Origin of the sequence: Burkholderia sp. MSMB1078WGS, from assembly GCF_001528895.1 — a bacterium.
In the GTDB taxonomy this organism is placed as follows: domain Bacteria; phylum Pseudomonadota; class Gammaproteobacteria; order Burkholderiales; family Burkholderiaceae; genus Burkholderia.
Genome location: NZ_LPDI01000009.1, coordinates 82,574 through 108,798 on the forward strand (window position 1 = coordinate 82,574; position 26,225 = coordinate 108,798).

The following is a 26,225-nucleotide window of genomic DNA, read 5'->3' on the forward strand; positions in this document are numbered from 1 at the left end:
GAAATGGCGAACTTCCCGTGGGCTGTATGAAATTGTATCGACGGCGGGCTGGGGTTGGTTATTTAAATAAATATCTTTACATGATTTGCAGTTGTCGTTTTATTTAATTGATTTATTTTCCAATCCTGAGTGTCGCTGGATTTTCACGATATTGGTGCATAGGTGAGTTGGACGATGACGCGCCTGGGGCGATGTATCGCGGGCGCGGGCGGAACGAGGGGGGCCGATCTGATCGCCACGTGGTGTATCGGCGCGATGTCGATCGAATAGTCCACGTAACACCGGAGCGTCGCGTGTGAATCGGCGTGCATGAAAATTCGACTGGCGACCGGCTACAGGTTGCCGAAGGCGAGTGCGGATGCTGATGACAAACGATGTCTGGAACGCATCGGTCGGTGCCGGCAGGCCGTGCTCACGCGAGCGGCAGACGCGAGGCAAGGGATTGCAGTCGGCGTGACGGTGGTGCACTGCGAGCCGGTCTCATGCGGCCCGTCGTTTGGCGGAGCAGTTTCCGACGGCCGAGGAAGTGGCGATCCCGTTCCCGTCTCCTTCATGCAATAGCGCCCCGAGCGCCAGTCGCAACTGCGACGCCCGGGGCATTGCGACTTACCACTGGTAGGACACGCCTCCGCCGTAGGTGCTGCCATTGCCGCTGATCCCGACGCCGAGCTTTGCCTTCAGGTTGTCGCTGAAGCGGACGGACACGCCGATCGCCGACGCCGCGTACCCTTGGTAGCTGCCGCCGCCGATCCCTACCGCGATCGTTTTGCCCGGGTCGACTTCCGGAATCATCGTCAACGCGGTTGCCGCGGCGACGCCTGAGTACGCACGACGGGCCACCTCGTTGACGGTGGATTGGACGCCCCACAGTTGATTCATGTTCGCGGCGTCCGTGCCGTTGATGCCAGGCGCCACGTTCGTCAGCCGCCGTTCGTTGCCCGGGGATCCGAACGAAACGGTATTCGGCGCCGAGGCCACCGAGCCCGTGCCGATCGCAACGGAGTTCGGAGCGCTTGCCATGCTACCCTGGCCCACCGCGGTCGTATTGAGTCCCGAAGCCGTCGATCCTTGCCCCAGTGCCGTTGAATTGTTGCCCGTTGCAGCTGCGGCCTGGCCGTCGGCCTTCGAGTTTTTTCCCGAAGCGATTGCCCCTTGGCCCACGGCGGTCGAGTTCTGTCCCGAGGCCGTTGCCCCTTGGCCCACCGCGGTCGAATTCGTGCCCGACGCGGTCGCATTCTGGCCGACCGCCGTCGAATTCGCGGCTGCCGACGATCCTGAACCGATTGTGGTGCTGCCATCCGTCGTCTGCGTTTTGATCGAGATCAGCGGCGCGACCGCGGTCGAGAGAGACGCCAGGTTGGCGTTGGTCGTGGAAAGCCCGGTCGACAGCGATGCGACGTTGCTGTTTGTCGAGCTGAGGCCGGTCGAGGTCGACGTGGAAAGCGACGAGACGGCGCTGTTGGTCGAGCTCAGACCCGTCGACAGCGACGAGACATTGCTGTTGGTGGAACTCAGACCGGTGGACAGCGACGAGACATTGCTGTTGGTGGAACTCAGACCGGTAGACAGCGACGAGACGTTGTTGGTAATGGAGCTCAGCCCAGTAGACAGCGACGAGACGTTGTTGGTAATGGAGCTCAGCCCAGTGGACAGCGACGAGACGTTGTTGGTGATGGAGCTCAGTCCAGTGGACAGCGACGAGACATTGCTGTTGGTGGAGCTCAGACCCGTCGACAGCGAATTGATGCTGGTCGAGGTCGACGTGGACAACGAGCTGATCGAGCTGGTGGCCGAGGAGAGGCCGGTCGACGTGGAGGTCGACAGCGAAGCCACCGAGCTATCGGTCGAGCTGAGACCGGTCGAGAGCGAGTTGATGCCCGTCGAAGTCGACGTGGATAGCGAGCTGATCGAGCTGGTGGCCGACGAGAGGCCCGTCGACGTGGAAGTCGACAGCGAAGCCACGGTGCTGTCGGTCGAGCTGAGGCCGGTCGACAACGAGTTGATACCCGTCGAGGTCGAGGTGGACAGCGAGCTGATCGAGCTATTCGCCGACGAGAGGCCCGTCGACGTGGAAGTCGACAGCGAAGCCACCGTGCTATCGGTCGAGCTGAGGCCGGTCGAGAGCGAGTTGATGCCCGTCGAAGTCGACGTGGATAGCGAGCTGATCGAGCTGGTGGCCGACGAGAGGCCCGTCGACGTGGAAGTCGACAGCGAAGCCACGGTGCTGTCGGTCGAGCTGAGGCCGGTCGACAGCGAGTTGATACCCGTCGAGGTCGAGGTGGACAGCGAGCTGATCGAGCTCGTTGCCGACGAGAGACCGGTCGACGTCGAAGTCGAGAGCGACGAAATCGAGCTGGTAGCCGACGAGAGACCCGTCGACGTAGAAGTCGACAGCGAAGCGACGGTGCTGTCGGTCGAGCTCAGACCGGTCGACAGCGAGTTGATACCGGTCGAGGTCGACGTGGACAGCGAACTGATCGAGCTGGTCGCCGACGAGAGACCGGTCGACGTGGAGGTCGACAGCGAGGCCACCGTGCTGTTGGTCGAGCTGAGGCCCGTCGAGGTCGACGTGGACAGCGAGCTGATCGAGCTGGTCGCCGAGGACAGGCCCGTCGACGTGGAGGTCGACAGCGAAGCGACGGTGCTGTCGGTCGAGCTGAGGCCCGTTGACAGCGAGCTGATGCCGGTCGAAGTCGACGTGGACAGTGAGCTGATCGAGCTGGCGGTCGACGACAGGCCGGTCGACGTGGAAGTCGACAGCGAGGCAACCGAGCTATCGGTCGAGCTCAGGCCGGTCGACAGCGAGTTGATGCCCGTCGAGGTCGACGTGGATAGCGAGCTGATCGAGCTGGTCGCCGAGGACAGGCCCGTCGACGTGGAGGTCGAGAGCGAAGCGACGGTGCTATCCGTCGAGCTGAGGCCCGTCGACAGCGAGTTGATGCCCGTCGAAGTCGACGTGGACAGCGAGCTGATCGAGCTGGTGGCCGACGACAGACCCGTCGACGTGGAAGTCGAGAGCGAAGCGACGGTGCTATCGGTCGAGCTGAGGCCGGTCGACAGCGAGTTGATGCCCGTCGAAGTCGACGTGGACAGCGAGCTGATCGAGCTGGTGGCCGACGACAGACCCGTCGACGTGGAAGTCGAGAGCGAAGCGACGGTGCTATCGGTCGAGCTGAGGCCGGTCGACAACGAGTTGATGCCCGTCGAGGTCGAGGTGGACAGCGAGCTGATCGAGCTGGTCGCCGACGAGAGACCCGTCGACGTGGAGGTCGACAGCGAAGCGACGGTGCTGTCGGTCGAGCTGAGGCCCGTCGACAGGGAGTTGATACCCGTCGAAGTCGAGGTGGACAGCGAGCTGATCGAGCTGGTTGCCGACGACAGACCCGTCGACGTCGAAGTCGACAGCGACGCCACGGTGCTGTCGGTCGAGCTGAGGCCCGTGGACAGCGAATTGATGCCGGTCGAAGTCGACGTGGACAGCGAGCTGATCGAGCTGGTTGCCGACGACAGGCCGGTCGATGTGGAGGTCGACAGCGAAGTCACGGTGCTGTCGGTCGAGCTGAGGCCCGTCGACAGCGAGTTGATGCCGGTCGAAGTCGACGTGGACAACGAGCTGATCGAGCTGGTTGCCGACGAGAGGCCAGTCGACGTCGAAGTCGACAGCGAAGCCACCGTGCTGTTGGTCGAGATGAGGCCCGTCGACAACGAGTTGATGCCCGTCGAAGTCGACGTGGACAGCGAGCTGATCGAGCTGGTGGCCGACGAAAGGCCAGCCGACGTGGAGGTCGACAGCGAATTGATACCTGTCGAAGTCGAGGTGGACAACGAGCTGATCGAGCTGTTAGCCGACGACAGGCCGGTCGACGTCGAAGTCGACAGCGAAGCGACGGTGCTGTTGGTCGAGCTGAGGCCGGTCGACAACGAGTTGATGCCCGTCGAAGTCGAAGTGGACAACGAGCTGATGGAGCTGTTGGTCGACGACAGACCCGTCGACGTGGAAGTCGACAGCGAAGCGACCGTGCTGTTGGTCGAGCTGAGGCCCGTGGACAGCGAATTGATGCCGGTCGAAGTCGACGTAGACAGCGAGCTGATCGAGCTCGTTGCTGACGAGAGGCCCGTCGACGTGGAAGTCGATAGCGAAGCCACCGAACTGTTGGTCGAGCTGAGGCCCGTCGACAGCGAGCTGATCGAGCTGGTTGCCGACGACAGGCCGGTTGACAGGGAGTTGATCCCCGTCGAAGTCGAAGTGGACAGCGAGCTGATCGAGCTGGTTGCCGACGACAGACCGGTCGACGTGGAGGTTGACAGCGAAGCGACGGTGCTATCGGTCGAACTGAGGCCCGTCGACAGCGAGTTGATCCCCGTCGAGGTCGACGTGGACAGGCTTGCAATGTTCGACGTGGTGACGCTCGCAACTGCGTACAGTTGGCTGCCATTGATTGTGTCGGTGCTGCTTGGGCTCACGAGGCCCGCCGCGACATTCTGGATACGACGCTCGAGGTTCGGTTGGCCGACGCTGACAAGGCCGCCTGCTGGCGTCCCGGCCGCGTAGTTTCCGAATAACTGTCCGCCGATCGTCGTGCCGGTGACAGCGGTGCTACCACCGGTGGTCGGCGACAGCGCATTGGTCGTCACGGAACTGGAGCCGAGCGCGACTGAATTCGCCACGTTCGCGACCGAACCATTGCCGAGCGCGACGGCGTTGGTTCCGCTCGCAGCCGCTCCGCCGGTCGATCCAAATCCGCCTGTTGCTCCTCCGAGCGCCAGAGATCCGGATCCGGTCGCCGATGCACTTTGCCCCATTGCAATGGCGCCATTTTGATTCGATACCGCCTGCCGACCGAGCGCAATGGATGTGATCGCAGTTGCCGAGGCGGAATTGCCCATTGCGATGGCTCCGTCTCCGGATGCGATAGTCGAAAAACCGGCCCTCATGCCAATAGCAATCGAGTTTGCTCCTGTCGCACTTGCTCCGGCGCCAAGAGCTGTCGCACCATTGACCGCGCCATTGGATGCTGCTGCGACTGAGCCGAGACCGATCGCCGTATTGTCGCCCCGGGGACCTGCCGATGCCGACTGACCGATGGCGATGCCGTTGTTTCCGGCGGCCGAGGCGTTTACACCAAGTGCAATAGAGGAATTCCCGCCTGCACTTGCCCCATTTCCCATCTGAATACGCCCGGCGTTTACGCGGAACAGCGAAACGTTGTTGGTGTCGCCCGTGCTGTCACCGATAATGGTATTGACGAGTCCGTTACTGTCGGTGTATCCGTAAAAATAGTTCAGGATCGGTGTTCCATTTCCGTATCCACTTAACAAAATGCCCTCGGGGGTGCCCTGGAGTATGCCGTCGCTGTTGGCAATGATCTGATAAGTCGCTATGTACGAATTGCTGTTCAAACTATTCGTCTGAACCAGTCCTGACAGCACCGCGGGAATTTGCTGTGCAAATACGTTCGGCGAGAATACGGAAAGAAGCAGCAATGGGATAATGCCCAGTTTGCCGGCCCAAACCGCGTGGTGAAATTCCCTGCTCAGCTGCGGTGCTTCCTTGATCGAAGCGGTCTTGCCTCGCTGCTTTGCCCCTTCCGACACGACCACCCATCCGGATGTGACGTGCGACCATATGATCTTGTAAATCTTATTCATGTTAACGATGCGGTGGATATTAATTGTAAGAAATCGACAAATAAATTTCTTCGACGTAAAAAGCCATCAACATCGGCATGTGCCGAAGTTGATGGTTAATCTCGCAATGGTTTGTATTGACTGTCTCTGCGCTATGAGGGCACTTCTGGTAGTGCCTTCAGATATTTTTAATTAATTTGAAGATCGGTAATTATTCACTTCATTTGCAGCGAATCGCTTTCCAGTTCGAACATCCGGCGATCTTTGCCACGAATCCAGTGCGGCTCTTTCCCTCTGCCGCTCCAGATTGCGCCAGTCTTGGGATCGAAATAGCGCGGTCGCACCTTGCGCTTTTCGGTGCGCGGGAACACTTCGTCCGGGACGAACTTGAACTCTTCAATAGCGTTCAGAATTTCTGACAACACTTTATTGCGGCAGAGAAATCGCTCTTCGTTGATCTGCGCCTCGAGCGAGGCCTTTCTGTTCAAGTAATTGTAGAATTCAGTCATTTGGACCTCACTCGGCAACTTAACGTAACGAACATCGTTGCGCTTCCGACGGAGCGGGCTCGGCAATTTCGTTTCGATGTTCGCGGTATATCTGGTCTGAGCTATTAATCCGTCGCTTTCCGGTTGTGCTGCATGTCGAAAGTATAGCGACGGTCTCGCGTATTTTTTGGATTATGTTTTTGATATTTCTATTGTTGACCATTCCCCGTGTGATTAATTTATTAAATTAGCTTGGGCGCGGAATCTGTCCGCCCAGCGCGCCGGCCGCGAGCAAGGTGAGGGGGCGCACGCCGATACGATTGGCAGGCTCCCGCGAAGCGTCGCTGTAGCGCTCGCATGGTTTCCGGCGCGTATCCGTGCTTTCGGACGCGGAACGAGCCGGTACCGGTCTATTGAAGCAGCCGGAGCATCGCGCCAAACAGTCCGAGCTTGGCGAGTCGCAGTCGGCCATACCCGCGGCCGCCACAGGCCGAGCTCGCCTGCTTGCTCGGCGGCGCCAATGCGGATGATGAAGATGCGTGTGCCGAAATCTGGATGCATGACCTGAACAAAATCCTGTTTTCCTGATGCGATCACCGACGGGCGATTTCCCGGGAACGGCGCCCGATCGAGCTTGGGACGAGATTAACGACGAAGCGACATCAGCAAAATTGCTGCCAGATGACAATCCGTTCATCTTCGTTGTCTGGAAAATTGCCGTCTTTGGCGTTATCTTTTCGATGTGCAGCGCCCGCGCCGCATAAATTCCGGTCAACCAAACCCGGGCACGCTCGAGACCATGCGCATCCTGATTGTCGAAGACGAAGAAAAAATGCGGTCGTACTTGCACAAGGGCCTGACCGAGGCGAGCTACGGCGTCGCCACCGCGAGCAACGGCGAGGACGGGCTGTTTCTGGCATTGAGCGAGGATTTCGATCTGGTGATCCTCGACGTGATGTTGCCCGTCGTCGACGGCTTCGAAGTGTTGCGTCGATTGCGGAAACAGAAACACACACCGGTGCTGCTGCTCACCGCGCGCGACAAGATCACCGACAAGGTGGAGGGACTCGAACTCGGCGCCGACGATTACCTGCCGAAGCCTTTCGACTACGCCGAATTGCTCGCGCGCATTCGTTCGTTATTGCGCCGGACGCGCCACGACAATCGCACCATGCTGAAAATCTCGAATCTCGAGATCGACATCGTCAAGCGACGTGTGACGCGTGGCGGCGCGCGCATTGAATTGACCGCACAGGAATTCGCGCTGCTGCAGTTGCTGGCCGAGCGCGAGGGCGAGACCCTGACGCGCGCGTTCATCACGTCGCAGGTCTGGGACATGAATTTCGACAGCGACACGAACGTCGTCGACGTCGCGATCCGCCGGCTGCGCCTGAAGATCGACGATCAGGATCCGAAGCTGCTGCACACGGTGCGTGGCATGGGGTACGTGCTGGAAGATCGATCTTCATGACGCGCCCGCAGTCTTATTCGCTGCTCGGCCGGTTGACCATGGCGTTCGCGCTGGCTGGCGTCGTCGTGCTGTTCCTGCTCGGCACGTTTCTGTACCAGGCGCTGTCCACGGAACTCCGACAACGCGATGACGGCGAGATTTCCGACAAGCTGAAGCAGATCGGGCAGATCTTGCATGAGTCCCGGACGCTCGATGGCGTCCGGCAGGCGGGGCCGTTGTTTCACGAAGCGTTGCAGTCGCATTCGGGCTTGTTCGTCGCGGTGTTCGATGCAAACGGCGAGTCGGTCATCCAGCATTCGGAGTCGGTGGGCGTGGCGCTGGACGCGGGCATCGCCAGCGAGCATGAACCGAACCGGGCATACGCGTGTGCGCCGCCCGGCATCGGTCCGGCCGAATGCACGCATGGCCCGGTGCTGCTGGCGGATGGCAATGCCGTGACGGTCGCGATCGTGCGAAGCGCGGGTGACCGGACTGCACTCATGCACGCCTATCTGATCCATGTCGTGGTTGCGGTCGCGGCCGGTGCGCTGTCGATCGCCGTGCTCGGTTACGCGATCATGCGTAGCGGGCTGCATCCGGTCCGCGAAATCGGCCGGCACGCGGCGCGCATCGAAGCAAGCCGACTCGACGAACGGCTGAACATGGACCATGCCCCCGTGGAACTCGTCGAGATTACCCGATCGATCAACCGAATGCTGGATCGTCTGCAGCTCGCATTCGATCAATTGTCGCGCTTCTCGTCGGATGTCGCGCATGACATGCGCACGCCGCTCGCGAACATCATCGGCGCATCGCAAGTGATCCTGTCACGCGATCGGGAACGCGCCGAATACGAAACGCTGATCGAATCCAATGTGGAGGAATGCAAACGGCTTCAGAGAATGCTCGACAACATGCTGTTTCTCGCGCGCTCCGATCACGCGACGCAGCATGTCACGCTCGAACGCTTCGATGTCGGCGGGGCGCTCGCGAAGATCGTCATGTACTACAACGAGGTCGCGAGCGACCGGAATGTCCGGATCGTTTTCGATGGCGCCGCTACCGTCGTCGCGGATGAAATGCTGTTCCAGCGAGCGGTCGCGAATCTGCTGTCGAATGCGGTCGAGCATGCGCGGCCCGGCACGATCGTTCGTATCGCCATTGCCGGGCACGGAGGATCGACGTCGATCGGTGTCCGAAACGAAGGAGACGATATACCGGCCGAACATGCGGCCCGCCTGTTCGAGCGCTTTTATCGAGCCGATCCGTCGCGCCACGGCTCGTCGAAGAATGCCGGCCTCGGGCTGGCCATCGTCAAGTCGATCATGGAACTCCATCGCGGCACGGTCGGTGTCGTCAGCGCCGACGGAGAGACCATCTTCACGCTTACATTTCCGACGCCGGATTCGCACGATTAAGTGCGCGTGTTTTCGACTGTCAAATTTGGTTGTTGCAGCCACGCGGAGGCGCTTTTTGCTCTAATGTCGATGCTCGGTTCGATGGTTGGCAAGATCTTTCATATCGGAGGAGCAGTGGGGAATCACGACATCAAGGGCAAGGTCGTCCTTATCGCAGGCGGCGCAAAGAATCTCGGCGGGCTGATCGCGCGAGACCTGGCAAGCCGTGGCGCAAAGGCGATAGCGATTCACTACAACAGCGCGAGTTCGAAGGCAGAGGCCGATGCGACGGTCGCGGCAATCGAGGCGGCGGGGTGCGAAGCCGCCACCTTCCAGGCGGATCTGACGAGCGCGGCTGCGGTGGAAGCGCTGTTCTTGGACACGATCGCGACGTTCGGGCGCCCGGACGTCGCGATCAATACGGTCGGCAAGGTGCTGAAAAAGCCGTTCACGGAGATCACCGAGGCCGAGTACGACGAAATGGCGGCAGTGAACGCGAAGTCCGCGTTCTTCTTCCTGCGCGAGGCGGGCAGGCACGTCAACGACAATGGCAAGATCGTCACGCTGGTGACGTCGCTGCTCGGCGCGTTCACGCCGTTCTACGCGGCCTACGCGGGAACCAAGGCGCCCGTCGAGCACTTTACGCGGGCGGCGGCGAAGGAGTTCGGCGCGCGCGGAATCTCCGTAACGGCGGTCGGCCCTGGCCCGATGGATACACCGTTCTTCTATCCGGCCGAAGGCGCCGATGCGGTCGCGTATCACAAGACCGCCGCCGCGCTGTCACCGTTCAGCAAGACGGGCCTGACCGACATCGAGGATGTCGTGCCGTTCATCCGCCATCTCGTGACCGACGGCTGGTGGATCACCGGCCAGACGATACTGATCAACGGTGGCTATACGACGAAGTAGCGTAGGTCCAGGAAGCGATTCATATCCTTTTCTCACTGTGGGCGACGACGGTGGCGTGGACAAAGAGAAATTGCCACGCCACTGCGGGATCAGCATCACCGCTACGGGGCGCGCTTTATCGGAATCGCAGGAGGCTAGATGTTTCGCGATACAGAGCGATTATGAAACATCGAGAGAAGAAAAGTCCTGCCGATGGGGCGTCTCTGTTCTTCTCGACCGGTTCTAGCGGAATGACGTCGTATTCATCGAACGTCAATCTGCGCGCCATATGCAGTACAGCTTGTACTCTTCGCCGAGCGTATCGGCCCATGTGAGGATTGCAGTCTCCACGTCTTCCGTGGCCGGCTGCGGCGTGAGCGGGCACATCGTCCACGAATGATGACGCCGGTGCGAGTCGATCGAGTACGGTAGCCAGGTCCGATCCGAGCGTGCCTCGATCGTATAGGCGATGGTGGGCGTCACGACTCGCCAGATCGAGACGACTTCCGCCGGGGCGGTACGAGGCGGCGCGGCGCTCATGTTACGGGCGGGCGAGGTGATCCGGATCGGATGAGACAGCCGCGTCCGTCTCTGCTCACCGTGGGATGAGTCTGACGACCGTCGCTGCGGCAGCGCTGGGAGCGAATCACTCAAAGTCCAGGATATATGTCACGGAAGTATTGAAGGTTCCCGCAATGACCGGAAGCGACGTAGCAACATATCCGCCCCAGTACACGAGAGTGGCGGAGCCGTCCACGATGTCGACCTGCTGCGAGTTTTGCGCACCGCGGGCCGCTGCGAGATTGATCTTCGAGAAATCGCTGTTCATGAGCGATAGCTCGATATTCTGGGCCGTTCCCGTGTTGATGAGTTGACCCGTGTTCTGATTGATGGTCGGACCAGGTTCGAAATAGACCGATACGCGTCCCGACGGCGGCGTGCAATCGGTCAACGTGATCGTATATCGCCGCGTGGTGGCGATTTCACCGACTTTGCGAAATGCCGAAATCGGAAGCGAACCGATCTTGACCGTGAACGACCCTTGGTCACCTTCCTCGCCATTGATCTTGCAAGTCGATCCTTCAACGTTTCCTTGAAAGTTTGCCACCCCGTCTTCCGCGCGAACGGCGGGCAGCAAGTAGAAAGCGGTCGGAATGGCGACCGTGAGCGCGACGACAAACAGCAAGCGACGCATCGAACTTCCCTCCATGTGGCATCGAATGACTCTGCGGCAGTGACGGATGTTCATGATCATTGATAGGACAACGTATAGGTCAGGATTCCGTTCGCGGTTCCCGGAACGATCTTGGCTTCGGTCTGAACGTAGCGTGCGCGCAATTTGACGTCGACCCGTCCGATATCCGATTGGCGCCCAAGGGTTGCGACGAGCTGCTGATTGATCGCACCGGACTCCGGGCCGAATGCGATCGGGTAGGAGACCCCGGTTGCGCTGTCGGGCAGGATCTGGATCCCGATCCCGCGCGCGGTCGAATCGCCGGTGAGCGGCAGGACATTGCCGGTGTTGCCGGGATTCGTGTTGTCGGTAAACGTCATGTAGACATTGCGCGTGACGCCGGTGCAATCGATCGGAATCGAGAAATTCACCGGATTGCTTGTCGAGCCGGGGCCGGTGAATTTCCGCTGCGGCACGCTGCCCAACGGCACGCGAATCGACGATGACATGACTTTGCACGACGCGTATTGAACAACGATGTTGCCGGAAAGATAAAATCGCCTCAATACGACCCCGCCGGCAGCAACCTCTCCGATTTCAGCGCTGAAAACTGTTCCGGGTTGAATTTCGCCCGTTTTAATGATTTCCAGTGTAAATGTTCCACCGTATGCGGTCCATTGAAATGGACCCCAAAAATTTCCTGGGAAGGCCGTTAGGGTGGCGCCGTTATCCAGATCCTCGTAATACTCTTGCCCGCGGGAGTTTCCATTTTGCCATGCCGGGGCGTCGACGATCGTTTTTAATCTAATTCCAATTCCAGGCGCGTTCGTCTGGTAAATATTGTTGCCAAGGCTCTTGAGATTTCCATTGTGGGTGACATCCATCGGTACCTGTGGCGCGCTGCATCGGAAATCGTTCGGACGTCGCGTCGGAAGAAATACCGTGATTGTGTCGAGAACGGTGCCGACCGCGGCGTTACGATCCGGGTTGATCGTTTTCCCCGGGAAATTGATTAAATTCGTACTGAATCCGGGCAAGCCGAAGCAGAATGCGGCGTGTGCGATGGATGGCGACCACAGTACCGCTACCAGAGGTATCAAACAAAAATAATTGATCAGACGCTTCATTGCTAACCTCGCCATCCGTGTTCATGAAATGTATTTCGGTCTCTGGTGTGTGCTTCGTGACTGGACGCGCACGTTGCGTAACGTGTTACTTGCTGGAAGCGTCGGGTGAACCATCGATATGCGCCGCCTCGGTCACGTGTTTCGTCCAGGGTGCTTCTGCCGTGCAAATCGAATCGAGCGTCGTGTAGACCAACTGCTTGCGGTCTCGCGGCGGCAGGCTGTAGGAAAACTCGCATGTCTCGTCCGGCGCGCTGCCCCACTTCACGGTGAGCCGACCGCTGTCGGTCGCACCTTGCAAGAAGAACTTTCCGCCTTGCCCGATGATTCCGATGTCGCTGCCTTTTTCGTCCTGCACCGCCGCGCCAAACGGCGGCGACGTTCCATTCGGCAGGTGGACGGTCACCAACGCCGTGCGGCCGCTCACCGTCTTGAAATGGAGCATGACGACCGAGTTCGCTCTCGGCGCGATCTGTTGAGCGGTCGTATCTAGCTGCACGTCCAGCGGCAAGCCGCGAGGATCGAGCGAGACGGTATTCAGGCTGTACGGCGTGAGGAAAGGCACGATTGCGTATCCGAGCCCGTCGACCGCCACGCCGGGCGCGTTCTCGACACGCGCGCCGGCGGCGTCCGGCGCGTCGATCACGCCGACGGTGTCGCCCATGCTCGGCGCCAGCGTCACACCGCCCGGGTGCGCGACCACGGCACCGGACAGGCCGGCCGTCATCCGGCTATACCCGTTGCCGCGGCTGACGCCGCCGCTGATCGTCGTATACGGGCTCGCATATTGCGCATGCGCGTCAGCGCTCGATCCCGGGCGGGCGCGCGTCGCGTTCAGCCCGTAGTTGAACTCGTTGTAGTCGCCCGCGCTGCCGTTGTACATGACCTGCAGCGTCGAGCCCGCGACATCGTCGCGCGTGAAGGTCGTGGTCAGCGTCGACGTGTGCCCGTTACCGCCGAGTGGCACGGAAATGCTCGCAAAAATCTGGTTGCTCATGGCCGACGTCGTGCCCACGCGCTGCCGCGAGACCGACACGGAGTAGCCGATGCTGCGGAACGAATTGCTATAGCCAGCGTTGTAGTACGTGTCGTTGCCGCCACGCCCCCAATAGTCGACGCGGTTGCCCGACATGAAGACGGTACCCCAGCGTTGTCCGAACGATTGCGACAGCGATACCTGCAAGCGCGAGCGAGGCCGACCGGTCCACTGTATGTCGTTGCCGCGTTCGATTGCCTGCCGCGCAAGCATCGCGTCGCGAAACGTCCAGAATCCGCTGGACGAGTATCGAGAAGCCGATGCGTTCACGAGCGTTTGGGTGATCGGCACGGATTTGCTGAAACTCACGCGGAAGCTTTGTCCGCTGCTGTTGTTCGCCGGGCCGATCTCGACGTGTGCGTGGGTGACGTCGAAGGCGACCGCGCCGAAATCCGTGTTGACGGCCACGCCCACGAGCGCCGAGTAATAATTCTGCGCAAGAATCGCGCCCGTATATCCCGTCAGCAGATTGGTGAACCCGCGCTGGACGGTCGACTGCAGCACCTTCACCTTCGATGTGATTTGCTGGTCACGCAACTCGCCCGCGGAGGCCGTGACGCGATAGATTCCCGGGCGCAGCAGCTGCACGACCGACGCGTACGGCACGGCGAAACTTCGCTGGCTTCCGTCCGCCTCGGTGATCGTCACCAGCAGATTGCCGCCGTATCCCGTCGCATAGAGATCCTTGATTTCGAACGTACCGGGCGGCACGATCGTTTCGTAAAGCTTGATGCCGTTCTGCGTGACGGTCACACGGGCATTGGAGTTCGCGACGCCACGAATGATCGGCGCATAGCCGCGCATCGATTCCGGCAGCATCTGGTCGTCGGTGGCCAGTTGAATGCCGCGCACACCGAAACTGTCGAAGAACTGCCCGTCGGTATACGTGTCGCCGATCTTCACCTGGCTCCTCAGCGACGGCACGTCGTGCTGCAGGTACGTGACGATGCTTTGATACTCGCGCGTTCGCCCCGTCGACCACGACATCGAGCCGTTGTGCCTGATATGCCAGCTGCCGATGTTGATTCCCGCGTTCAGTCCGAGGTAGCCGTGGGAGTCGGTCGATTCGCCTCCTGTCGCACGCTCGCCCGTGAAGTTGTAGGCCAGTGTCGCCGACGGCACGCCGGCATCCCAAAGCTCCGGGTTCACGTAGCCTTGCGGGTTCTGCTTCACAGCGACTTGCGGCACGGTGAGATCCAGCCTGAGGTCGGATGGGTCGAAATCGACGCTGGCGTCGCCCACCATCGATCTCGGGTCCAGGCACTCGTCGACGTTCGCCGACGCGAGTCGCGCACGATTCTCAGGCGACAGCACATCGAAGTTCAGGCCGATGCGCTCGGCGAGCTTGCGGTCGAAGCACAGCGCGGCATTCAAGCCGTTGCGGGCACCAAACTTTACCGCCTGACGGCCCACCCAGTTTCCGTTCACGATCACGTCGACCAGATATTGACCGGGGACCACCGGATTGCCTTTCTCGAACCGGCTCACGTCGATCGAGCGTCCGTCCGGCCCCAGCAGGAATTGACTGTCGAACTGGACGTCCTTCGTCGTCGTGTCGCCGTTCGCTCGAGCCGGCTGCATCACGCTGGCTGCGCATAGCGTGAGCAACGCCACCAACGGTCTCATGACGAAGCGTTTGCTTCCGGATTCAAGCGAATACGAATACATGATGATGGGAGAACCTGGGTGATCCGCGAACATGATCGGGAGAGCGGCTTGAAGCTCCGCATGCGTGGTCGCTAGAGCAGCGAGCGACGGAGGGCACGACGCGCGTCGCTACTTGCTCTTTGGGAATGTCGCGTTGGTCTCCGCGCCGTAGTCGTTGATATAGCGATACTTGACTTCGAATGGCCCGGCGGCAGGCGTGACGGCGGACTTCTTCAGGAGGAACGTCATGCTCCCCCCTGGGTCGACCATGCCGCCCACGCTGTCCGAATACGACTTGCCGTCGATTCCGGCGTCGATGTTCACGATCGTCACGTGATAGGCGGAGGGATTGTCGACCCGCACTTTCATTTCGCCGCCTTCCGGCACGGGCGTCCATTTCAGCTGAGTGGCGGCTGCGTCCGGGTTGTCCGGCAGCGCCTTCGGCCGGAAAAATATCTTGATGCGGTATCGGAATGCCAATTGCATCAGGTTCTCGTTTTCCGTCGACACCTGCGCCTTGGGCGGAACTTCGAGCACGTTCAGCCAGAAGACGGACTCCTTGTCCTGAGGCAGCGGCTCTCCGGTGTAAATGAGGCGGAGCGTCTGACCTTTCCTGGGTTCCATGCGGAACAGCGGCGGCATCAACGTGAACGGCAGCTGGACGGCCCCAGGTTGCGCTTTGGGATCGCCTTTATCGAGCCACGTCTGCACCAGTGCGGGCGACGATCCTTCGTTGCTGAGCTTGATGGAGACCTCGCGCTCTCCGGCGGGGTAGATCACACGTGTGCCCATGATCACGACACTGCCGTACGCCGTCGAAACGCACGTCAGCAACACCGCGACGGCGGAACGCGCTGCTGTCTTCCATGGGAACATGTCTGAGAATCCGATTCTGATGATTAGGAATGCGAAGGCCCCCTGACAAGGGGGCGGGGTTCATGCCGATGTGTTTCGATCAGCTGAAGTTCAGCGTGTACATGACCTGGGCTTGCACCGGGCCGGGCGTTGCCGCTCCGCCCGTTGCCACATACTGTGCGTAGAACTTCAGCGTGGCCGTCCCGTCCGCGCCGATCGCCACGACGTCGGCACCCTGAGTGCTAGGATCATTACCCAACGTGATCGGCTGGAACCCGCTGTTCAGCAAGCCCACTTCGACGTTGGTGGCATACGCCTTGCCGTTGGTAGCCGTGCCGGTATTGTTCTTGAGCCGACCGGTGTTGAAGTCGACCTGCGGGCCGGGTTCGAAGTAGACCGTCACGTTGCCCGATGCGGGCGTGCAATTGGTCAGCGCAATGGTCCACGGCGTACGCTCGGCGGTATCGCCGTCCTTCTTGAGCGCCGACGTCGGCACCGATTTGAGCGTGACGGTGAAGTCGCTCTTGCCGGTGTTGTTGCCATTGATCGTGCAGGTCTGCGAGACGACTTCGCCGTTGAAATTGACCGTGCCGTCCGCCGCATGCGAAATGCCCGGCATGGCGATGGCCAATGCCACCGCACTCGCCGATAACGGTCCAAGGATTTTTTTGCTCATCTGGAACTCCTTCGCTGGTTGAGGCACTGCGCCTCTGATTAGTATGCCGAGCCTGCCCACGCCAATAACGAGTCGAATATGCCGGACAAGTGGGGTTGTCTCGTCGAGTACGAGGTGATTTCGGGCGACCACGCACACGGCCAGGAAATCTTATGTGCCGATTCCCCGTTGGCTGGATTCAATGGTCCCGTTCGGTCGCTATTGGCGTGAACAGGCTCGGATCTCGCAGAGTCACGTCAGCTGCTCAATTTGCTTCGTCGGAAGCAGATTGTTTTTTGGGAGAAAGCTGATCGGTGACAACGCACCAGCATTCTATCCAGTCTGATTTTTGAGAATACTTATCGTGACAAAGATTGACAGAGTTATTTATTATTTATCGATTAACTGGTTAATATGGGTATTAAAAAAATATTAATCAGGGCGCTTCCCGTATTCCGCAGGCCACGCGAATCGACGCCGGATCGAGTTATAGCGGTGACGATACCCTGGCCCTGATCCGAGAAAGAGCCGGGTTCAAAAGTGGAGAAATCCGGCGCGATGTGGCCAGGCGGGACGAAGGCCATGCCACGAAGAGGAGCAAGTCTACGGAGGAGCAGATCGCATTCGCACTGACGCTAGCCGAGCTGGGTACGACGATCGAGGAGATCTGCCGCAAGCTCGGAATAAGCGACGCGACTTTCGACGACTGGAAGAAGAAATTCGGAGGGCTGTGACAGACGACGGGCGCTACTCAACCCAGCCGGAATTTTTGCTTCCGACCGGGACCGAATCTGGTTCAGAGTCGAACGCCGAGCGTTTGGGGTCGGATATCGACAATCGCCAATCCGGAAACGAAAAACGCTGCTGAAGGCAATCGTCAGCAGCGTTACACGAGGGGCGCAAAGACCGCGCAGAATACCCGCTTGCGTCAGACCGTTTCCGGTTGCCGCACGGCCTTCGCGACATTGCGCGCCGGTGCGCCATTCGCGACGAAGTACGGCACGTCGACACGGGCGAGCGGCGTGCGGCCGCGGATCTTGTCGGCGATCTTCTCGGCGATCATGATCGTCGGCGCGTTCAGGTTGCCGGTCGTGATGATCGGCATGATCGACGCATCGACGACGCGCAGCCCGTCGAGCCCGTGTACACGGCCTTCTTCGTCGACCACCGCCATGTCGTCGTAACCCATCTTGCACGAGCACGACGGATGGAACGCGGTTTCCGCGCGAGCGCGCACGAATGCGTCGAGCTCCTTGTCGGTCTTGCAGTCGGCGCCCGGATTCAACTCGCGGCCGCGATAGCGATCGAGCGCCGGCTGCCGCATGATCTCGCGCGTCGCGCGAATCGCATCGCGGAACTCGCGCCAGTCGAGCGCTTCGGCCATGTAGTTGAACCGGATGCTCGGATGGTCGTTCGGATCGCGCGAGCGCAGCTTCACGCGGCCGCGGCTCGGCGAGCGCATCGAGCCGACGTGCGCCTGGAAGCCGTGCATCTCGATCGCGTTCGAGCCGTTGTAGTTGATCGCCACCGGCAGGAAGTGATACTGGATGTTCGGCCACAGGTCGTCGTCGCGCGTGCGGATGAAGCCGCCGGCTTCGAAGTGATTGCTCGCGCCGAGGCCGGTGCCGTTCAGCATCCATTCGAGGCCGATCTTCGGCTGGTTCCACCACTTGAGCGCCGGATACAGCGAGACCGGCTCCTTGCACTCGTACTGGATGTACATCTCCAGGTGATCCTGAAGATTCTGGCCGACGCCGGGCAGGTCGAGCACGACGGGAATGTCGAGTTCCTTCAGCCATGCGCCGGGGCCGATGCCCGAGCGTTGCAGCAGTTGCGGCGACGCGATCGCGCCGCTGCACACGAGCACTTCGCGGCGGGCGTGCGCGGTCGCGCGTTCGCTGCCGCGCAGGTAGGTGACGCCCGACGCGCGCTTGCCGTCGAACAGGATGCGGTCGGCGAGCGCGTGCGTGACGATCTCGAGATTCGGTCGCACCTTCGCCTGATCGAGGTAGCCGCGCGCGGTGCTCGCGCGGCGGCCCTTCGGCGTGACGGTGCGGTCCATCGGGCCGAAGCCTTCCTGCTGATACCCGTTCAGGTCGTCGGTGCGCGGATAACCGGCCTGCGCGCCCGCATCGACCATCGCCTCGAACAGCGGGTTCACGCCCGGCTTGCTGGTCGTGACCGACACGGGGCCGCTGCCGCCGTGATAGTCGTTCGGACCGATGTCGCGCGTCTCGGCTTTCTTGAAGTACGGCAGGCAGTCGAGATACGTCCAGTTCTCGAGGCCCTTGTGCGTCGACCAGTTGTCGTAGTCGAGCGCGTTGCCGCGGATGTAGCACATCCCGTTGATCAGCGACGAGCCGCCAAGCCCCTTGCCGCGGCCGCACTCCATCCGGCGGTTGTCCATGTGCGGCTCGGGGTCGGTCTCGTACGCCCAGTTGTAACGGCGGCCCTGCAGCGGATAGGCGAGGGCGGCCGGCATCTGCGTGCGGAAGTCGAAGCGGTAGTCGGGGCCGCCCGCTTCGAGCAGCAGCACCGTGACGTCCGGATCTTCCGTCAGCCGCGTGGCGAGCACGTTGCCCGCGGAACCCGCGCCGCAGATGATGTAGTCGTATTCGCGTGTCGTCATGACGGATCTCCTTCTCAGAACACCGGGTTGTAGCGGCCGAGCTCGACCTGCACCGACTTGATTCGAGTGTAGTGCTCGAGCGTCGTGATGCCGTTCTCGCGTCCGACACCGGATTGCTTGTATCCGCCAACCGGCATTTCGGCCGGCGATTCGCCCCAGGTATTGATCCAGCAGATGCCGGCTTCGAGGCGATGGATCGCGCGGTGCGCGCGCGACAGGTTCTCGGTCACGACGCCGGCCGCGAGGCCGTAGTGCGTGTCGTTCGCGCGGGCGATCACTTCGTCCTCCGATTCGAAATCGAGGATGCTCATCACCGGCCCGAAGATTTCCTCGCGCACGATCTTCATGTCGTCTCGGCAATCGCCGAACACGGTCGGCGCGACGTACTGGCCGCTGCCGAAGTGGCCGTCGGTCAGGCGCGTGCCGCCCGCGAGCAGCTTCGCGCCTTCGGCCTTGCCGCTTTCGATGAAGCCGAGCACCTTGTCGAGTTGCGCGGCCGACACGAGCGGGCCGAAGTTGGTGTCGGCATCGGTCGGCTTGCCGACGCGGATGCGCTTCACGCGTTCGAGCACCTTCTGCGTGAAGGCATCCTTGATCGAGCGGTGCACGAACACGCGCGTGCCGTTCGTGCACACCTGGCCCGAGCTGAAGAAGTTGGCGGTCACCGCGATGTCGGCCGCGCGGTCGAGGTCCGCATCGTCAAACACGATCAGCGGCGACTTGCCGCCGAGCTCCATCGTCACTTCCTTCAGCGACGACGCGCCCGCGAGCGACATCACCTTCTTGCCCGTCTCGACGCCGCCTGTGAACGACACCTTCGCGATGTCCGGGTGACCGGTGAGCAGCGCGCCGACCGAGCCGTCGCCCTGCACGACGTTGAACACGCCGGCCGGCACGCCGGCTTCCGTATAGATTTCCGCGAGTTTCAGCGCGGTGAGCGGCGTGACTTCGCTCGGCTTGAACACCATCGCATTGCCGGCCGCGAGCGCGGGTGCGGTCTTCCAGCAGGCGATCTGGATCGGGTAGTTCCACGCGCCGATACCGGCGCACACGCCGAGCGGCTCGCGGCGCGTGTACACGAACGACTCGGCGCGCAGCGGCACCTGCAGCCCTTCGATCGCGGTCGCGAGGCCCGCGTAGTACTCGATCACGTCCGCGCCGGTGACGATGTCGACCGCGAGCGTCTCGCCGATCGGCTTGCCGGTGTCGCGCGTCTCGATGGCCGCGAGTTCGTCGTTGCGCTCGCGCAGCAGGTCGACCGCGCGGCGCAGGATGCGCGAGCGCTGCATCGCGGTCATCGCCGCCCATTCCCGCTGGCCTTCCTGCGCGGACGCAACCGCGCGATCGACGTCGGCCGCGCTCGCCTGCTGCACCTGCGCGAGCAGTTCGCCGGTGGCCGGATCGAAGGTGTCGAAAGTCTTGCCGCTCGTGGCGTCGACGTAACCGCCGCCGATGTAGAGGCGCTGCAAACCGTATACGGACATGAGGATCTCCTTGAGGGCGACTGCGTGACGCGTCAGTCGGACGCGAGCAGCAGGTCGATGTAATCGTGGGCGAGCTTCAAAGCGGCTCGGGTGTCGATCGGGCCGCCGGCGAGCGCGCCGCGCAGCCACAGGCCGTCGATCAGCGCGGCGAGGCCGCTGGCGGCTTCGCGCGATTTGGTGCGCGGCAATGCCTTCGCGAACTCGGCGCACAGGTTCGAATGGAGGCGCCGCGTGTTGACGTGCTGCAGGCGCTTGAGCATCGGGTCGTGCATGCTCTGCGACCAGAACGCGAGCCACGTCTTCATCACGGGCGCGCTGACCTGCGTGTCGTCGAAGTTCGCGGCGACGATTGCGCGCAGCCGCGAACGCGGATCCTTGCGCGCGGCGACGCGGCGGCGCGTGGTGGCCGACCACAGGTCGCGCAGCACGTGCCGCATCGTCGCTTCGAGCAGGCCGTCCTTGTCGCCGAAGTAATGGCTGACGATGCCCGTCGAGATGTTCGCGCGTTGCGCGACCGATGCGAGCGTCGTGCCGGGGAGACCCGCTTCGTCGATCGAGCGCAACGTCGCATCGATCAACTGGGCGCGGCGTATCTCCCGCATTCCGACTTTCGGCATCGTGACTCCCTTCGCCCGGGCGGGCCGTCCATGGAAGTCGGAATCCTAGCGGTTTTTTATTGAACGATCAATCAACAAAAAATCGGGGGCGAACGGAATGCCGTGTTCCAAACGGGAGGATTCGTCACGTCTGGAGCCCATGTGCAGGTGCGGAAAAACGAGTTGAAAGAAGGTTAATTAAGTTTGAATCTGTTTAAAACGGTTCACGGAAATTCGACGCAATCGGAAGCACCGTTTCCATGTTCGATTTCATTACGAAACGAAAGAATGTCGAAATCTGCAACATCGTTCACGATATGAAATCGTCAAACCGGATCGTGAAGCTGGCTGGCTTTCTGAAATCCGTTTCAATTGACCGATTGAAATCGATCAAGCCATTGAATAGAAAAGAGAAATTTGTGAAATTTAGCATCGGAAAGGGTGGCTCGCAAACGATTGCAGTCACCTCTTCCCGGATTCCTCATACCACGAAAATCGATAAATAAATTTGAATCCGGTGTATTTCCGGTCCGGGTAGAGGGATTTTTGGAATCGCTTGAGTAAGTAATATCGGCCGTATTAGTATGGCGCCGCACCATGAGGAATGAATGGCGCCGCGGGAAATTGCTGCGGTGCGTCGGCAACGAGCGCGTCGAGCGACCGCGCACGGGGCCGGCGTCAGCCATTGCGCACTTGCAGCATGCCGCGACCTCGAGACGCCGCATCCACCGGAGAACGACGATGCCGACCGAAAAACACGTGGTCCCGCTACCGAATGGGCTGAAGGTATACGTCGAGCGGAACGTGTTCGACCCGGCCTTCGACACGGCGATGCTCGTCAACGGCGCGCTCGCGACGACCGCGTCGTTCGGCCAGACGGTCCAGTATCTCGGCGAGCGGATGAACACGATCTGCTTCGACCTGCCGTATGCGGGGCAGTCGCGCCAGCACAATCCAGGCTGCTCCATCCTGACCAAGGACGACGAAGCCGCGATCCTCCAGTACCTGGTCGAGCGCTTCGCGCCGGCGTTCCTCGTGTCGGTGTCGTGGGGCGGCGTCGCGTCGCTGTTCGCGCTCGCGCGCGGCTGCCCGAGTGTGCGGCGCGCGGCGATCTGCTCGTTCTCGCCGTTCCTGAACGATGCGATGGTCGACTACGTGACACGTGCGCGCGACCACATCGCGGCCGGCGAGAACCTGAAGGCCGCGCAGTTGCTGAACGACACCGTCGGTCGCTATCTGCCGCGCATCATGAAGCTGTACAACTACCGGTATCTCACGCGCCTGCCGCGCGACGAGCAGGACCAGGTCGCCTTCCACGTCGACCAGATCCTGTCGTTGCAGCCCGAGCGCTACTTCAGCGAGTTCTCGAACATCGGCTGCGAGCTGCTGTTCCTGAACGGCGAGCGCGACGAATACACGACGCCGGCCGACGTGCGTCGGCTCGGCGCGCACGTAGCGCGCGCGCGGTTCGCGACGGTGCCGGACGCCGGCCACTTCCTCGACATCGAAGGTCGTGCGCAGCGCGAATGCACCCGTGCCGCGCTGCTCGATTTTTTTTGTGGCGAGACAACCCTCGCGACCGGCATCGCACGTGCCGCCGCGCACGCGTGCGTGCCCGCGCCGATGCCTGCGCTGTCGTCGTGACGTCGTCCGTCGTGCATCGGGCTCGTCCCGCGCATCCGAATTCCCATCCCAACGAGGCAGGCCAGCCGTGAATATCGTTCAGACCATCGCCATCGTCGTTCCGTGGGCCGCGTGGCTCGCGTACTGGATCGCCACGTCGCGGGGCGTCAAGACGACCGTGCGCAAGGAAGCGTCGCGCTCGCGCACGCTGCAGTCGATTCCGCTGATCGTCGGCGGCGCGTTGATCATCCTGCCCGATCCGACGTGGCAGGCGCTCGCGCCCGACTGGCAGCGCTTCGGGCTGCAGGCGCAGTGCGGGCTCGCGGTGCTGGTGGCCGGCCTGCTGTTCTCGGTGTGGGCGCGGCTGCATCTGGGCACGAACTGGAGCGTATCGGTCACGCTGAAGGAAGATCACGAGCTCGTGCGCACGGGGCCGTATGCGCTCGTGCGTCACCCGATCTACACCGGCTGCCTGGTCGCACTGGTCGGCGCCGCGTTGATCGGCGGCGAATGGCGCGGCGCGATCGGCGTGCTGCTCGTGTTCGCGTCGCTCGCGTACAAGGTGCGCGTCGAGGAGAGCTGGCTGACCGGATATTTCGGGCCGGCCTACGTGCAGTACCGCCGCGAAGTGGCGGCGCTGATCCCCGGCTTTTACTGATCTGCGCGAGGCGCGCGATGGCGAAGATGATCGTGACCGCGATCGGCTCGGCGGGCGACGTGCATCCGATGCTCGGGATCGCGCGCACGCTCGCGGCGCGCGGTCACGAGGTCGTGTTCTGTACGCATGCGCCGTTCGAGGCGGCCGTGCGCCGCTGCGGGTTCGCGTTCGTGCCGGTCGGCACCGCGGCCGACTACGACGCGGCGATGGCGAACCCGGCGCTGTGGGATCCGCGCACGTCGTTCCGCACGCTGTGGCAGGTGATCGCGCCGACGCTGCGCCCGCATTACGACGCACTGCGCGCGCTGACCGATGCCGACACGGTGCTGGTCGGCACGCTGTGGGCATTTTCCGCGCGCTTCATGCAGGAACTGCACGGCACGCCGTACGTGTCGGTGCAGGTGTCGCCGTCGACGCTGCTGTCCGCGCATGCGCCGCCGACCCACCCGCGCCTGACGATTCCCGCACGCTGGCCGTTGCCGCTGAAGTCGGCGCTGATGACGCTGATCGAGCGGCAGGTGCTCGACCGCGTGTGCGGTCCGGCGCTCGACGCGGTGCGCCGCGAGCTCGGGCTCGCGCCCGCGCGGCGCGTGCTCGGCCGCTGGCTGCATTCGACCGACGGCGTGCTGTGCCTGTTTCCCCGCTGGTTCGCGCCGCCGCAGCCCGACTGGCCGTCGAACCATCTGCAAAGCGGTTTTCCGTTGTTCAACGATATCGCGACGCCCGACGACGATGCGGCACTCGATGCCTTTCTCGCGGCGGGCGAGCCCCCGGTCGTGTTCACGGCCGGTTCGACGCGCGTCGATCACGTCGCGTATGCACGCGCAGTGACGGAAGCGCTGCGCGCGACCGGTGCGCGCGGCATCCTGCTGACGCCGGACGAGCGCGCGACGGACGGCGACCAGCTGCTCGTGCGCCGTTTCGTGCCGATGCGCACGCTGCTGCCGCGTTGCCGCGCGCTCGTGCATCACGGCGGGATCGGCACGGCGGCGCTCGCGTGCGAAGCCGGCATCGTACAGGTCGTCACGCCGTTCGCGCACGACCAGTTCGACAACGCGCAACGCGTCGTCGCGAACGGCTGCGGCGTGCGGGTCGACGGCCCGCTCGACGGCGCACGGCTCGGCGCGGGGCTCGCGCGCGCGCTCGAAGAACCCGCGTTCGCGGTACACGCGGAGCGTACGCGCGCGCTGCTCGCAGCCGCGCCGGACGGCTGCGGCGCGGCCGCCGATTTCATCGAACGGTTCGTGCCCAGGCGCGGGCGGCCGGCCGTACGGGCCGATGTCGCGGTGGCCGGCGCATGAGCACCGCGTCGCCGCTTCACGACGGACCGGTTGCGCCGTCCGCGTTCGACGTGCCGGCGCCCGTGCCGGCCGCGCAGCCGGTGCGCGGCATCCGCCTCGCGCTGCTGACGTTCGCGCTGTCGCTCGCGACCTTTATCGAAGTGCTCGACTCGACCGTGACGAACGTCGCGGTGCCGGCGATCTCCGGCAGTCTCGGCGTATCCAACAGCCAGGGCACGTGGGTGATCAGTTCGTATTCGGTCGCGGCCGCGATCGCGGTGCCGCTGACCGGCTGGCTCGCACGGCGCGTCGGCGAGCTGCGGCTGTTCGTCGGCGCGGTGCTGTTGTTTACGCTGACGTCGCTGCTGTGCGGGATGGCGCGCGACCTGCACGTGCTCGTGATCTGCCGCGCGCTGCAGGGATTGTGTTCGGGGCCGATGGTGCCGCTGTCGCAGACGATCCTGCTGCGCACGTTCCCGCCCGACAAACGCACGATCGCGCTCGCGCTGTGGGCGATGACGGTGCTGCTCGCGCCGATCTTCGGGCCAGTGGTCGGCGGCTGGATCGTCGACAACTTCTCTTGGCCGTGGATCTTCCTGATCAATTTGCCAATCGGGCTGTTCTCGTTCGCGGTGTGCACCGCGATGCTGCGGCCCGACGCGCAGCGCGGCGCGGCCGGCCCGATCGACGTGCCGGGCATCGTGCTGCTCGTGATCGGCGTCGGCTCGCTGCAGGCGATGCTCGATCTCGGCCACGACCGCGGCTGGTTCGATTCGCCGCTGATCGTCACGCTCGCGGTGGTCGCGGCGCTCGCGATCGTATCGCTGCTGATCTGGGAGGCGGGCGAAGCGCATCCCGTCGTCGATCTGAGCCTGTTTCGCGACCGCACGTTCTCGTTCTGCGTGCTGATCATCTCGCTCGGGATGATGAGCTTCTCCGTGGTCGGCGTCGTGTTTCCGCTGTGGATGCAGGCCGTGATGGGCTACAACGCGTTTCATGCGGGGCTCGCGACCGCGTCGCTCGGCGTGCTCGCACTCGTGTTCTCGATCCTCGTCGGGCTGCATGCGCACCGCTTCGACGCGCGCGCGCTCGCGACGTTCGGCTTCCTCGTCTTCGCGGCCGTGCTCGCATGGGACGCGCATTTCACGCTGAAGATGACGTTCGCGCAGATCGCCGCGCCGGGGCTGATCCAGGGTATCGGCCTGCCGTGCTTCTTCATTCCGCTCACTGCCGCCACGCTGTCGCGCATTCCGGACGACCGGCTCGCCGCCGCATCGAGCCTGTCGAATTTCCTGCGCACGCTGTCGGCCGCATTCGGCACGGCGATGAGCGTGACGCTGTGGGACAACCGCGCGACCTATCACTACGACGTCGTGTCGCAATCGGTCACGCATGCATCGGCGAACACGCAACGCTTCGTGCATGCGTTGAACACGATGGGCGTGGACGGCGTGCGCGAGCTGACGACGCTGCATCAGGTCGTGATGCAGCAGGCGTACATGATGGCGACCAACGACATGTTCTGGATGGCGAGCATGACGTGCCTCGCACTCGCGGCGATGATGTGGCTGACGCGGCCCAGGCGCGGCGCGGCAGCATCGTTCGGGCATTGA

The 26,225-nt window shown here is 62.4% G+C and carries 18 protein-coding genes and 1 pseudogene; 8 read left to right on the forward strand and 11 right to left on the reverse strand.

Annotation, left to right across the window (positions count from 1 at the left end; genetic code table 11):
* Window positions 1-606: 606 nt before the first annotated feature.
* Window positions 607-5,649, reverse strand: coding sequence for a YadA-like family protein (locus tag WT24_RS34100; protein ID WP_156441731.1), 5,043 nt, complete (start codon window positions 5,647-5,649; stop codon window positions 607-609).
* A 194-nt stretch (window positions 5,650-5,843) separates the two neighbouring features.
* Complete coding sequence (locus tag WT24_RS02480; protein ID WP_060030952.1) at window positions 5,844-6,137, reverse strand: H-NS histone family protein; 294 nt, start codon at window positions 6,135-6,137, stop codon at window positions 5,844-5,846.
* A gap of 778 nt (window positions 6,138-6,915) precedes the next feature.
* Between WT24_RS02480 and WT24_RS02485 the strand changes: the two genes are divergently transcribed.
* From WT24_RS02485 to WT24_RS02495, 3 genes are all read left to right on the forward strand, one after another.
* Window positions 6,916-7,587: a heavy metal response regulator transcription factor gene (locus WT24_RS02485; RefSeq protein ID WP_060030955.1), complete on the forward strand. Its 672-nt coding sequence runs from the start codon at window positions 6,916-6,918 to the stop codon at window positions 7,585-7,587.
* Complete coding sequence (locus WT24_RS02490) at window positions 7,584-8,984, forward strand: heavy metal sensor histidine kinase (protein ID WP_060030958.1); 1,401 nt, start codon at window positions 7,584-7,586, stop codon at window positions 8,982-8,984. Before WT24_RS02485 ends, WT24_RS02490 begins: the two co-directional genes overlap by 4 nt.
* Window positions 8,985-9,098: 114 nt before the next feature.
* On the forward strand, window positions 9,099-9,872 hold the full coding sequence (locus WT24_RS02495; protein ID WP_060030961.1) for an SDR family oxidoreductase: 774 nt from the start codon (window positions 9,099-9,101) through the stop codon (window positions 9,870-9,872).
* Window positions 9,873-10,124: 252 nt separating this feature from the next.
* Here WT24_RS02495 and WT24_RS02500 read toward each other — a convergent pair whose 3' ends face one another.
* The 6 genes from WT24_RS02500 to WT24_RS02525 form a co-directional block, all read right to left on the reverse strand.
* Complete coding sequence (locus WT24_RS02500; protein WP_156441730.1) at window positions 10,125-10,334, reverse strand: hypothetical protein; 210 nt, start codon at window positions 10,332-10,334, stop codon at window positions 10,125-10,127.
* Between the two features lie 163 nt (window positions 10,335-10,497).
* Complete coding sequence (locus WT24_RS02505; RefSeq protein WP_060030968.1) at window positions 10,498-11,046, reverse strand: fimbrial protein; 549 nt, start codon at window positions 11,044-11,046, stop codon at window positions 10,498-10,500.
* A gap of 56 nt (window positions 11,047-11,102) precedes the next feature.
* The gene (locus WT24_RS31995; RefSeq protein ID WP_179949301.1) at window positions 11,103-12,152 is read right to left on the reverse strand and encodes a fimbrial protein; all 1,050 of its coding nucleotides are present in this window, start codon (window positions 12,150-12,152) and stop codon (window positions 11,103-11,105) included.
* 85 nt (window positions 12,153-12,237) lie between these two features.
* Window positions 12,238-14,886, reverse strand: coding sequence for a fimbria/pilus outer membrane usher protein (locus WT24_RS02515; protein ID WP_082742066.1), 2,649 nt, complete (start codon window positions 14,884-14,886; stop codon window positions 12,238-12,240).
* Between the two features lie 75 nt (window positions 14,887-14,961).
* Complete coding sequence (locus tag WT24_RS02520) at window positions 14,962-15,708, reverse strand: molecular chaperone (protein WP_060030977.1); 747 nt, start codon at window positions 15,706-15,708, stop codon at window positions 14,962-14,964.
* Between the two features lie 79 nt (window positions 15,709-15,787).
* Window positions 15,788-16,363, reverse strand: a complete 576-nt coding sequence (locus WT24_RS02525) for a fimbrial protein (RefSeq protein ID WP_060030980.1) — start codon at window positions 16,361-16,363, stop codon at window positions 15,788-15,790.
* Between the two features lie 539 nt (window positions 16,364-16,902).
* On the opposite strand from WT24_RS02525, the pseudogene WT24_RS34800 reads away from it, so the two are divergent.
* Window positions 16,903-17,073 (forward strand): annotated as a pseudogene (locus WT24_RS34800) (transposase); the annotation flags it as partial.
* A 197-nt stretch (window positions 17,074-17,270) separates the two neighbouring features.
* Here WT24_RS34800 and betA read toward each other — a convergent pair.
* From betA to betI, 3 genes are read right to left on the reverse strand one after another with little or no spacing between them, the layout of a single operon-like run.
* A complete protein-coding gene (gene betA, locus WT24_RS02530; RefSeq protein WP_060030983.1) occupies window positions 17,271-18,971 on the reverse strand; it encodes a choline dehydrogenase in 1,701 nt (566 codons plus the stop codon).
* A gap of 14 nt (window positions 18,972-18,985) precedes the next feature.
* A complete protein-coding gene (gene betB / locus WT24_RS02535) occupies window positions 18,986-20,455 on the reverse strand; it encodes a betaine-aldehyde dehydrogenase (protein WP_027807479.1) in 1,470 nt (489 codons plus the stop codon).
* A gap of 32 nt (window positions 20,456-20,487) precedes the next feature.
* Window positions 20,488-21,072 (reverse strand): transcriptional regulator BetI, encoded by a 585-nt coding sequence (gene betI, locus WT24_RS02540; RefSeq protein WP_060030986.1) that lies wholly within the window; start codon window positions 21,070-21,072, stop codon window positions 20,488-20,490.
* Window positions 21,073-21,792: 720 nt separating this feature from the next.
* Here betI and WT24_RS02545 point away from each other — a divergent pair.
* The 4 genes from WT24_RS02545 to WT24_RS02560 all read left to right on the forward strand — a co-directional run bounded on the left by WT24_RS02545 (window position 21,793) and on the right by WT24_RS02560 (window position 26,225).
* Window positions 21,793-22,695, forward strand: a complete 903-nt coding sequence (locus WT24_RS02545; RefSeq protein ID WP_060030989.1) for an alpha/beta fold hydrolase — start codon at window positions 21,793-21,795, stop codon at window positions 22,693-22,695.
* A 67-nt stretch (window positions 22,696-22,762) separates the two neighbouring features.
* On the forward strand, window positions 22,763-23,332 hold the full coding sequence (locus tag WT24_RS02550) for an isoprenylcysteine carboxylmethyltransferase family protein (RefSeq protein WP_059502271.1): 570 nt from the start codon (window positions 22,763-22,765) through the stop codon (window positions 23,330-23,332).
* A 17-nt stretch (window positions 23,333-23,349) separates the two neighbouring features.
* The gene (locus tag WT24_RS02555; RefSeq protein WP_060030992.1) at window positions 23,350-24,633 is read left to right on the forward strand and encodes a glycosyltransferase; all 1,284 of its coding nucleotides are present in this window, start codon (window positions 23,350-23,352) and stop codon (window positions 24,631-24,633) included.
* Entirely contained in the window at window positions 24,630-26,225 is a 1,596-nt protein-coding gene (locus WT24_RS02560; RefSeq protein ID WP_060030996.1) for a DHA2 family efflux MFS transporter permease subunit, read from the forward strand. The genes WT24_RS02555 and WT24_RS02560 overlap by 4 nt, the downstream gene beginning before the upstream one ends.

What these genes read in the sequence shown, in the direction of transcription:
- betB (WP_027807479.1), bottom strand. Translation starts at nt 20,455, where the DNA reads ATGTCCGTATACGGTTTGCAGCGCCTCTACATCGGCGGCGGTTACGTC.
- WT24_RS02545 (WP_060030989.1), top strand. Translation starts at nt 21,793, where the DNA reads ATGCCGACCGAAAAACACGTGGTCCCGCTACCGAATGGGCTGAAGGTA.
- WT24_RS02485 (WP_060030955.1), top strand. Translation starts at nt 6,916, where the DNA reads ATGCGCATCCTGATTGTCGAAGACGAAGAAAAAATGCGGTCGTACTTG.
- WT24_RS34100 (WP_156441731.1), bottom strand. Translation starts at nt 5,649, where the DNA reads ATGAATAAGATTTACAAGATCATATGGTCGCACGTCACATCCGGATGG.
- betA (WP_060030983.1), bottom strand. Translation starts at nt 18,971, where the DNA reads ATGACGACACGCGAATACGACTACATCATCTGCGGCGCGGGTTCCGCG.
- WT24_RS02520 (WP_060030977.1), bottom strand. Translation starts at nt 15,708, where the DNA reads ATGTTCCCATGGAAGACAGCAGCGCGTTCCGCCGTCGCGGTGTTGCTG.
- WT24_RS02505 (WP_060030968.1), bottom strand. Translation starts at nt 11,046, where the DNA reads ATGCGTCGCTTGCTGTTTGTCGTCGCGCTCACGGTCGCCATTCCGACC.
- WT24_RS02515 (WP_082742066.1), bottom strand. Translation starts at nt 14,886, where the DNA reads ATGTTCGCGGATCACCCAGGTTCTCCCATCATCATGTATTCGTATTCG.
- WT24_RS02480 (WP_060030952.1), bottom strand. Translation starts at nt 6,137, where the DNA reads ATGACTGAATTCTACAATTACTTGAACAGAAAGGCCTCGCTCGAGGCG.
- WT24_RS02555 (WP_060030992.1), top strand. Translation starts at nt 23,350, where the DNA reads ATGGCGAAGATGATCGTGACCGCGATCGGCTCGGCGGGCGACGTGCAT.
- WT24_RS02525 (WP_060030980.1), bottom strand. Translation starts at nt 16,363, where the DNA reads ATGAGCAAAAAAATCCTTGGACCGTTATCGGCGAGTGCGGTGGCATTG.
- betI (WP_060030986.1), bottom strand. Translation starts at nt 21,072, where the DNA reads ATGCCGAAAGTCGGAATGCGGGAGATACGCCGCGCCCAGTTGATCGAT.
- WT24_RS02490 (WP_060030958.1), top strand. Translation starts at nt 7,584, where the DNA reads ATGACGCGCCCGCAGTCTTATTCGCTGCTCGGCCGGTTGACCATGGCG.
- WT24_RS02560 (WP_060030996.1), top strand. Translation starts at nt 24,630, where the DNA reads ATGAGCACCGCGTCGCCGCTTCACGACGGACCGGTTGCGCCGTCCGCG.
- WT24_RS31995 (WP_179949301.1), bottom strand. Translation starts at nt 12,152, where the DNA reads ATGAAGCGTCTGATCAATTATTTTTGTTTGATACCTCTGGTAGCGGTA.